The following is a 7,483-nucleotide window of genomic DNA, read 5'->3' on the forward strand; positions in this document are numbered from 1 at the left end:
TGCTACCCTGATGGGCCTATGGCCTATCAAATTGAATATCCGGTGGTGCGCCGTCCCGTCTACGCCTCGCGCGGCATGGTCATCACGGGTCAGCCTATGGCTGCGCAGGCCGGGCTGAGCGTGCTGCAGGCGGGCGGCAACGCCGTGGACGCCGCGATTGCCACCGCCGCCGCGCTGACGGTGGTGGAGCCCACCGCCAACGGCATCGGCGGCGACCTGTTCGCGCTGGTGTGGGCCGGGGGCCAGCTGCACGGCCTGAACGCCAGCGGCGCGGCGCCCGCCGCCCTGACGCTGGACGCCCTGCAGCAGCGGCACGGCGGCGAGATGCCCCGCCACGGCTGGACGCCCGTGACCGTGCCCGGCGGCGTGCGCGGCTGGGCTGACCTGCACCGCGCGCACGGACGTCTGGACTTCGCGCAGGTGCTGGCCCCGGCCATCGGCTACGCCCGCGACGGCTTTCCGCTGTCGCCCGCCGCGTCGGCCGGCTGGGCGCGCACCATCCAGAGTTTCCGGGGCCTGAAACTGGACATCATGGAGGAGTGGTTCCGCACCTTCGCCCCGGACGGTTTTGCGCCCGCCCCCGGCGCGTTGTGGCGCAGCGAGGGTCACGCCCGCACGCTGGAAGCCATCGCCGAGAGCTACGGCGAGTCGTTTTACAGCGGTGATCTGGCCGCACAGATCGATGCCCACGCGCAGGCGACCGGCGGCCTGCTGCGCGCCGAGGATCTGGCCGCCCACCAGAGTGAGTGGGTCACGCCGATTTCCGCCGAATACGGCAGCCACCGCGTCCATGAGATTCCGCCGAACGGTCAGGGCATCGCCGCGCTGATCGCGCTGAATATTCTGGAAGGCCAGCGCCTGCCCGACCGCCGCGACGATCCCGACGGCCTGCACCTGCAGATCGAGGCCATGAAGCGCGGCTTCCACGACGCCCACCAGTACGTGGCGGACATGCGGCACAGCCGGGTGGATGTGGAACACCTGCTCTCGGCGGCGAACACACAGGCCCACCGTGCCCGGCTCTCGGACACGGCGCACGACCCGGCCACCGCCCCGCCCAGCAGCGGCGGCACGGTGTATCTGGCGACCGCCGACAACGAGGGCAACATGGTCAGCCTGATCCAGAGCAACTACATGGGCTTCGGCAGCGGCGTGGTGGTGCCGGGCACCGGCATCGGGCTGCACAACCGGGGCCACAACTTCAACCTGGAACCCGGCCACCCCAACGTGCTGGCCCCCGGCAAACGCCCATACCACACCATCATTCCCGGTTTCCTGACGCGCAACGACGGCACCCCGGTCGGCCCCTTCGGCGTGATGGGCGGCTTCATGCAGCCGCAGGGCCACCTGCAGGTCGTGCTGAACACCGTGCGCTACGGCATGAACCCGCAGCAGGCGCTGGACGCCCCGCGCTGGCAGTGGCTCTCGGGGCTGGGGGTGGAGGTGGAAGCGGGCCTGGGCGCCGGACTGGCCCGCGAACTGGCCCACCGGGGCCACCGGGTCAGCGTGCAGCTGGAACCCAGCGCCTTCGGGCGCGGCCAGATCATCTGGCGCAACCCCGAAACCGGCGTGCTGGAAGGCGGCACCGAGAGCCGCACCGACGGTCACATCGCGGCCTGGTAAAACGAAGAGGCAAAGAAGTGGGGCCAGCAGCGGCGAACGCTCTGGCCCCACTTTCTTTGATCCCTCCGACTACTTTGCGGTCACCGGATCCACATTTTCAAGCACGAACACGGCGTCCTGATAATCGCCGTTCGCTGAGGGCTCGAAGGCCAGCAGGAAGCTGTGCGGGACCACCTTGCCATCACCGTCCTTCAGCGGATAGACGCGCACGGCGTGGCGAACGGGGCCGGTGTTCAGGCGGTCCAGGGTATAGGTGTCCTGGGTGGGGTATTTGCCGTTGGCCGCCAGATAGACCCCGAACGCTTGGGCGCCCGGATCGAAGGTGGTCTGACTGCCCGGCTGAAGCGGCGGATTCAGGGCCTGATGCCCACCCATGTCCAGGGTGCCCCGCACCTGCGTCCGCGCCACAGTGCCCTCCAGCACGAAGGTCCCGTAGGCCGAGAGGCCGTCAGGGGAATAGCGGGCCACCGGGCGCAGGGTCACCGGGACCGCCGTCAAGGCGCGCTTGAACAGCGGGGCCGCGATCTCGTCGCCGATGGGGGCGTCACCCGTACTCAGGATCAGCCCCTGACCACCCACGTTAATCTGGTACCCCAGAGCGTCCACGATCTGGGCCAGTGCCGGCTCCTTGTCGCCTTCCAGGCCGGCGGCGCGCAGACCAGCAAGTTCCACCTCGCCCACGGCGCTGTCCCCCACGGCCCGAAGCGTGGCGCGCAGGACCCCCGTCGGGTTGCCCGGCAGCAGCTTTACGCCCAGGTCCAGGCTGGCTCCGGCGGCCAGCGTCAGTGGAAAGGAGGGCGGGGAGACCAGCCCGAAGGCAGCCCCCATGCTGAAAGTGACTCCCGTCAACCGGACCGGGGCGTCGCTGCTGTTCTGAAGCGTGACCGTCTGCACGGGACTGGCCCCGGCTCCAGTGCCGGTCTGCGTGCCGCTGAACACCAGCCGGCCCGGCTGGGCACTGAGCTGGATGGCGGGTTCAGGCGCAGGCACAGGCACAGGCTCGGGCCGGAGGAGGCCGCCCTGGGGCTGCGCGCAGCCGGTGGTCATCACCAGCAGGGCGGCCAGCAGCCAGCGGCCCCGGCCTGCGCGGCGCGGGTGGGAGGAATTCTGGGGGGGAAGAATAGTCATGGCTCACTCCTGAGTCGATTTCGCTGTGTCGAGATCACCAACCGGAAGAGCGCTTCTCGCTGACCGCAGGTCTGCTGGGCTGAATCGGTGGGTTCGGTGGTTGTGGCGATGCGTGGGGCGAGACGGCGGCGCAGTGGTCTGCCGCCTGGATGACGAACGGGTGAAAGCTGGCCCGGCGGCCCGCCGCGACACTGACCGTTCACGACTGGCCGCGCCTCAAGGCTCAATTTGAGTGACCGGATCAAGCCCCACCAGCAGGTTTCCCTGGGGAGTCACCCCCACCTGGGCACTGTCCGGCACGTCCTGTAAGCCCTCGCTGCCGAAAGCCGGATCGGCGCCGCCATCCACGTCCAGGCGGGCCAGGACGGGCCGGACCTGTGGCTGTCCGGCAGCGTCGGAACCGAACTGCGCGCAGCCTCCCAGTGCCATCTGGCCGCCGGGCAGCAGCGCCAGCGACACGCCGGGAACGCTGCGCGGCACACCGCCACTGTCGGGGGCAGCGCCGTCCGGCAGAACACGCAGGTCGCTCACTGTTTCGTAGGCCCAGTCCGGATCAGGCTGGCCAGACCCCAGCAGGCGCGTCACGGTGCAGACCCCGCTGCTCAGGAACCCGGCCGCCAGCACCCGGCCAGCGGCGTCCACGGCCAGATCGCTGGGGCGGCCAGCGGCAAAGCGGTCCTTGCGGACCGTGGCCACGCCGCCGTCCCCGAAGGCGGTATCCAGCACGCCGTCGGCGTTATACCGGGCCACCACCCAGCGGCTGTAGGTGCCCCCATCCAGCGACACGGCCACGCCGCCGACCAGAATGCTGCCGTCCGCCAGCGGCCACACACTGGACGCCAGGAACGAATCCTCCAGCGCCGTGACCACCTGTCCAGCCGTGCCGAAGGCCGGGTCCGGTTCGCCGTTCGGCAGCAGCCGTGTCAGCACCAGGGTGGAGGCCGGGCCGGACGAATCCGCCGCCAGCTCGCGGCTGCCGCCCGCCACCAGCACGCCTCCGTCCGGCAGGGACGCCAAGGCCCGCGGCACGGCAGGCAACCCGGCCGTGACCCGCCCCCCCTGGCCGAAAGCGGGGTCCGGCTGGCCCTGCGGCAGCAGGCGCAGCAGCGTCTGGCCGCCCAGCGCCAGCAGGTGGCCGTCGGCCTGGACGGTCAGCCGCAGCACCTCTGCTGGGCCGCCCGTACCGCTGCGGGGCAGCCGGATCTCCCCGGCCGTGCCGAAACTGAAATCGGGCTGGCCGCTCGGCAGATACCGCGCGAAGACGTGATCGCTGCCGCGCAGGCCGAACACCACGATGCGGCCATCGGCCTGCGCGGCGGTGTCCTGTGCCGCAAACCCCGGACGGATGGGCTGCTGTGCCTGCTGAGCCTGACCGGATTCGGCGGCCAGCGCCCCACCGGGAGGCAGCGACGAGCAGCCGCACAGGGCCATCACGGCGCAGAGCAGGGTCAATTTGGCGGCGGCATGTCGTTTATTCACTGGTGTAGACCTCATCGTCTGGTTTGCTGGTGGCGCCGGGCGCGGTCGGAAGCTCCGGTCCCGTGGCGTGCCGGTCCTTAAGATCGGGCCTTGTCAGGAGATGGTGACGTGACGGGCGATACAGCAACGTTAACGAATGGGGGGAGGGGAACAGACGCGCCTATTTAGCGGGCCGCAGAGGGCAGCGTCCACAGCAGCACGTTGCGGTCCCGGCCTCCGGTGGCGGCAACAACCCGGCCATCCGGACTGAAGGCCACCGCGTCCACGGCGTCGGTGTGGCCGCCCAGGCTGGCCAGCAGCGCGCCGCTCTGCGGGTTCCACAGTCGCGTCCGCCCGTCCTGCGTGCCTGCCAGCAGCCGCAGACCGTCCGGCGCGAACACCAGCGCCGTCACCAGACCGCCGCCGCTGTCCAGGGTGCGCCCCGGCTGGCCGCTGCGCACCGCCCACAGCCGCACGCTGGTGTCCCAGCTGCCGCTGGCCAGCGTCTCCCCGTCCGGACTGAAGGCCACAGCGCTCACGTAATCCTCGTGACCGCTCAGGGTCCGCAGGGGCAAGCGCCGGGCCACGTCCCACAGCCGCACCGTGCGGTCTCGGCTACCGCTGGCCAGGGTCCGGCCATCCGGAGCGAAGGCCAGCGAGGTCACCACATCGGCGTGGCCACGCAGGCTGCCCTGTACGCGCCCGTTGCTCAAATCCCACAGCTTGACGCTGTTGCCCGAACCCGGCCGCTGGGTGTTGTCGCCACCCGCCGTCGCCAGCATCGTGGAGTCGGGGCTGAAGGCCAGCGCCGTCACGTAGTAGGTTTGCGGGTCCAGCGTGAGCAGCAGCGCGCGGCTCTGCGCGTCCCAGACCCGAACGCGCCCGTCGCCGCTGATGGCAGCCAGTCGGCGCCCGTCCGGGCTAAAGGCCAGCGCCGTCACGGCGCCCGGCTGACGCACACTGGGGCCTCGCTCGGCCTTGCCCCCGGCTGCCCACCACTGAATCCTTCCCTCGCTGCCCCCCGTGACCAGCCACCGGCCGTCCGGGCTGAAGGCCAGCGCCCCAGCGTAGACCTCGCTGATCCGCAGGATGCGGCTGGAACGCAATTCAGGTGTGGTGGACGCGGCTTGCAAAGCAGCCACCTCAATGGACGACGGGCCGGTTACAGGAGGGAGAGGCAGGCTCTGGCCCCACAGCAGGGCCAGGGTCAACAGGGCGGGGTGGATCATGTGGGCCTCCAGGACAGAACCCGAGAATAGGAGAATGAGAAAAGACGCGGGAGGCCGGACTGAACCGGACCTCCACGCGCCGCCTTGAAAAGCATGGTGGACAGGGCGATCTGAGTTGAACTCTGTCGTGACCCGCTTACTTGGGCCTGACCAGCATCAGGGTACCTGCGCCGGGCGGCTTCTCGTCCAGCAGGGCCACGTATAGGTTGCCGTTGGAGCGGTCCTCGGTCAGGTCGAGCGGGCTGGGGTTGAAGTTGGTCAGGCCGGTGATGCCGGTCTGGGCCTCCACGATGTTGCCGTCCGGGCCAGGCTTCAGCACAATGATGTCCTTGCCCTCGCTGTAGCGCACCACCATCAGGCGGTTTTTCAGCAGGTTGTTGCCGGGCAGGCTGTATTCCTCGATCACGCCGTTGGGCGAGTAATGCGTGCCGAAATCGTAGGCGACGCCGCCCCAGTTGGGGTCAGGCTGGGTGCCCACCGGGTAGTCGATGACCTCAGCAGGGTCCTTGCCTGCAGTGGGATTCCCACCGTTCAGCACCCACTCGCAGCGCGTCGGGTTGGGGTGGCCGTAGTACTTGTTCTTCTCGACTTTGAACAGGAAGTCGTTCTGCACTTTCATGCCGATCTTGCCATTGACCACAGGACCCGTGTAGCCCCCATCGGGACGGTTGGCGCAGGTGGAGGGCAGTGGAGCGGGAACGCTGGGCGTGTTGCCACCCGCCGCACCGCCATTGGCCGGAACATACAGGTGACCGTTGGTGTGCCACACCATGTCGAAGGCATTGCGAATGCCGGTGGCATACAGCGTGACCGGTACGCCGGGGGCGTAGGGGTTATAGCTGCCCCCCTCGGACGTCTGGACGTTCAGGGGCAAAGTCGCCGGCATCTTGTTCAGATCAATCCGCAGCAACGAGCCGGTCAGCAGTTTCTCCTCGCGGTTGCCCCACTGTGTATCGGGCGCACCGGTGGAGGTATCACTGCCCTGCAGGACGTACATCGCGCCTTTCTCTCCGGGCCTGAAGGAGATCGAGTTGGTCATGTGATCGCGCACCGAGCGCGGCAGGCCCACGACGTAATCCTGCACCTTTTCCAGGTTCGCGCCGCTGAGCTGCGTGATCTTGCCGGTCCACTCAGGGGCGGGCACACCCCTGTACACCTCGTTGTTGGTGATCCACAACACCAGATTGTCGGCTGTACTGGACGGATCGAACTTCAAGCCGATGATGGTGCGGGGGCCGCTCTCGGCCTTGATCACCGAATCGATCGTCTTCACATTAGTCAACGTGCCGTCGCTCTGGATGTCGAAGCGCATGATTTCACCGCTCATGGTGGCCGCGTACAAGCGTCCGTCCGGACCAATTTCCACAGAGGTGTACGGTTTATTGGGCACGTTGGCCAGGGTGACTTTCTCGAAGGCCACGGTGCTGCCGCTGGAAGTGGGCGAGCCGGTCACAAACGTGCTGTAGTAGGGCTCAAAGCTGTTACCCTCGGTGTCCTTGAGATCAGAGGTGACACGGAAGGTGTAGGCCGTATTGGACTTCAGCCTCGCGTTGGGCTTGAGCACCACCACGTCGCCCCCGCCTGACGTATTAATGATGGCCGGCACCTTGACGTTGTCTGGACCCGTCAGTGAGACGCCCTTGGTCAGCGAGTTCGTGTCGATGGCGCTGGCGGGCAGATTCACCTCGGCGGTCACGCCACTGTCAGGATCCACCATGGTCTGTCCGTTTTCCGGCTTGGTCTCGCGCAGGCTGGGCAGGTTGCCGGGCGCGATGATCACGTAATTGATCTTGGTGTTGGTGCCGCCCACCGCGTCGATGGTCAGGCGCCCATCCGTGACCAGCACGGGCAGAGTCACCGTCCTGAATTTGTTGGTGGCAGCGGGCATGTACGGCGCAATGGCTTCCTTGCCCTCGATGTTCAGGGCATGCTCGCTGTCCAGACTGCCACTGGCATCGCCAGTGCTGACAGTCACGGTGTACGTGCCGTCGGCGATCTTGTATTCCCAGGCGGCAGGCGTCCGCTCAGCGGGACCGCTGACGTTG

General features: G+C 68.2%; 5 protein-coding genes. 1 reads left to right on the forward strand and 4 read right to left on the reverse strand.

Translation table 11 applies throughout. The annotated features are described in order from the left end of the window. The first annotated feature begins 18 nt into the window (after positions 1-18). Positions 19-1,623, forward strand: coding sequence for a gamma-glutamyltransferase family protein (locus tag FHR04_RS13685; RefSeq protein WP_139403917.1), 1,605 nt, complete (start codon positions 19-21; stop codon positions 1,621-1,623). A 69-nt stretch (positions 1,624-1,692) separates the two neighbouring features. Here the strand turns inward: FHR04_RS13685 and FHR04_RS21015 are convergent, their stop codons facing one another. The 4 genes from FHR04_RS21015 to FHR04_RS13705 all read right to left on the reverse strand — a co-directional run. Next, positions 1,693-2,751: a hypothetical protein gene (locus tag FHR04_RS21015; protein WP_170213958.1), complete on the reverse strand. Its 1,059-nt coding sequence runs from the start codon at positions 2,749-2,751 to the stop codon at positions 1,693-1,695. A 216-nt stretch (positions 2,752-2,967) separates the two neighbouring features. Continuing rightward, positions 2,968-4,230, reverse strand: a complete 1,263-nt coding sequence (locus tag FHR04_RS13695) for an NHL repeat-containing protein (protein WP_170213959.1) — start codon at positions 4,228-4,230, stop codon at positions 2,968-2,970. Positions 4,231-4,394: 164 nt separating this feature from the next. Beyond that, positions 4,395-5,438 (reverse strand): WD40 repeat domain-containing protein, encoded by a 1,044-nt coding sequence (locus FHR04_RS13700; protein ID WP_139403919.1) that lies wholly within the window; start codon positions 5,436-5,438, stop codon positions 4,395-4,397. Positions 5,439-5,574: 136 nt separating this feature from the next. After that, positions 5,575-7,483: PQQ-dependent sugar dehydrogenase (locus FHR04_RS13705; RefSeq protein WP_170213960.1), on the reverse strand; the 1,909-nt coding region annotated here is incomplete at its 5' end.

Origin of the sequence: Deinococcus radiopugnans ATCC 19172 (genome assembly GCF_006335125.1) — a bacterium.
Classification (GTDB): Bacteria; Deinococcota; Deinococci; order Deinococcales; family Deinococcaceae; genus Deinococcus; species Deinococcus radiopugnans.

Bases quoted from the DNA above. Each gene is read 5' to 3' on its own strand.
- FHR04_RS13685 (WP_139403917.1), top strand. From the start codon at position 19: ATGGCCTATCAAATTGAATATCCGGTGGTGCGCCGTCCCGTCTACGCC.
- FHR04_RS21015 (WP_170213958.1), bottom strand. From the start codon at position 2,751: ATGACTATTCTTCCCCCCCAGAATTCCTCCCACCCGCGCCGCGCAGGC.
- FHR04_RS13700 (WP_139403919.1), bottom strand. From the start codon at position 5,438: ATGATCCACCCCGCCCTGTTGACCCTGGCCCTGCTGTGGGGCCAGAGC.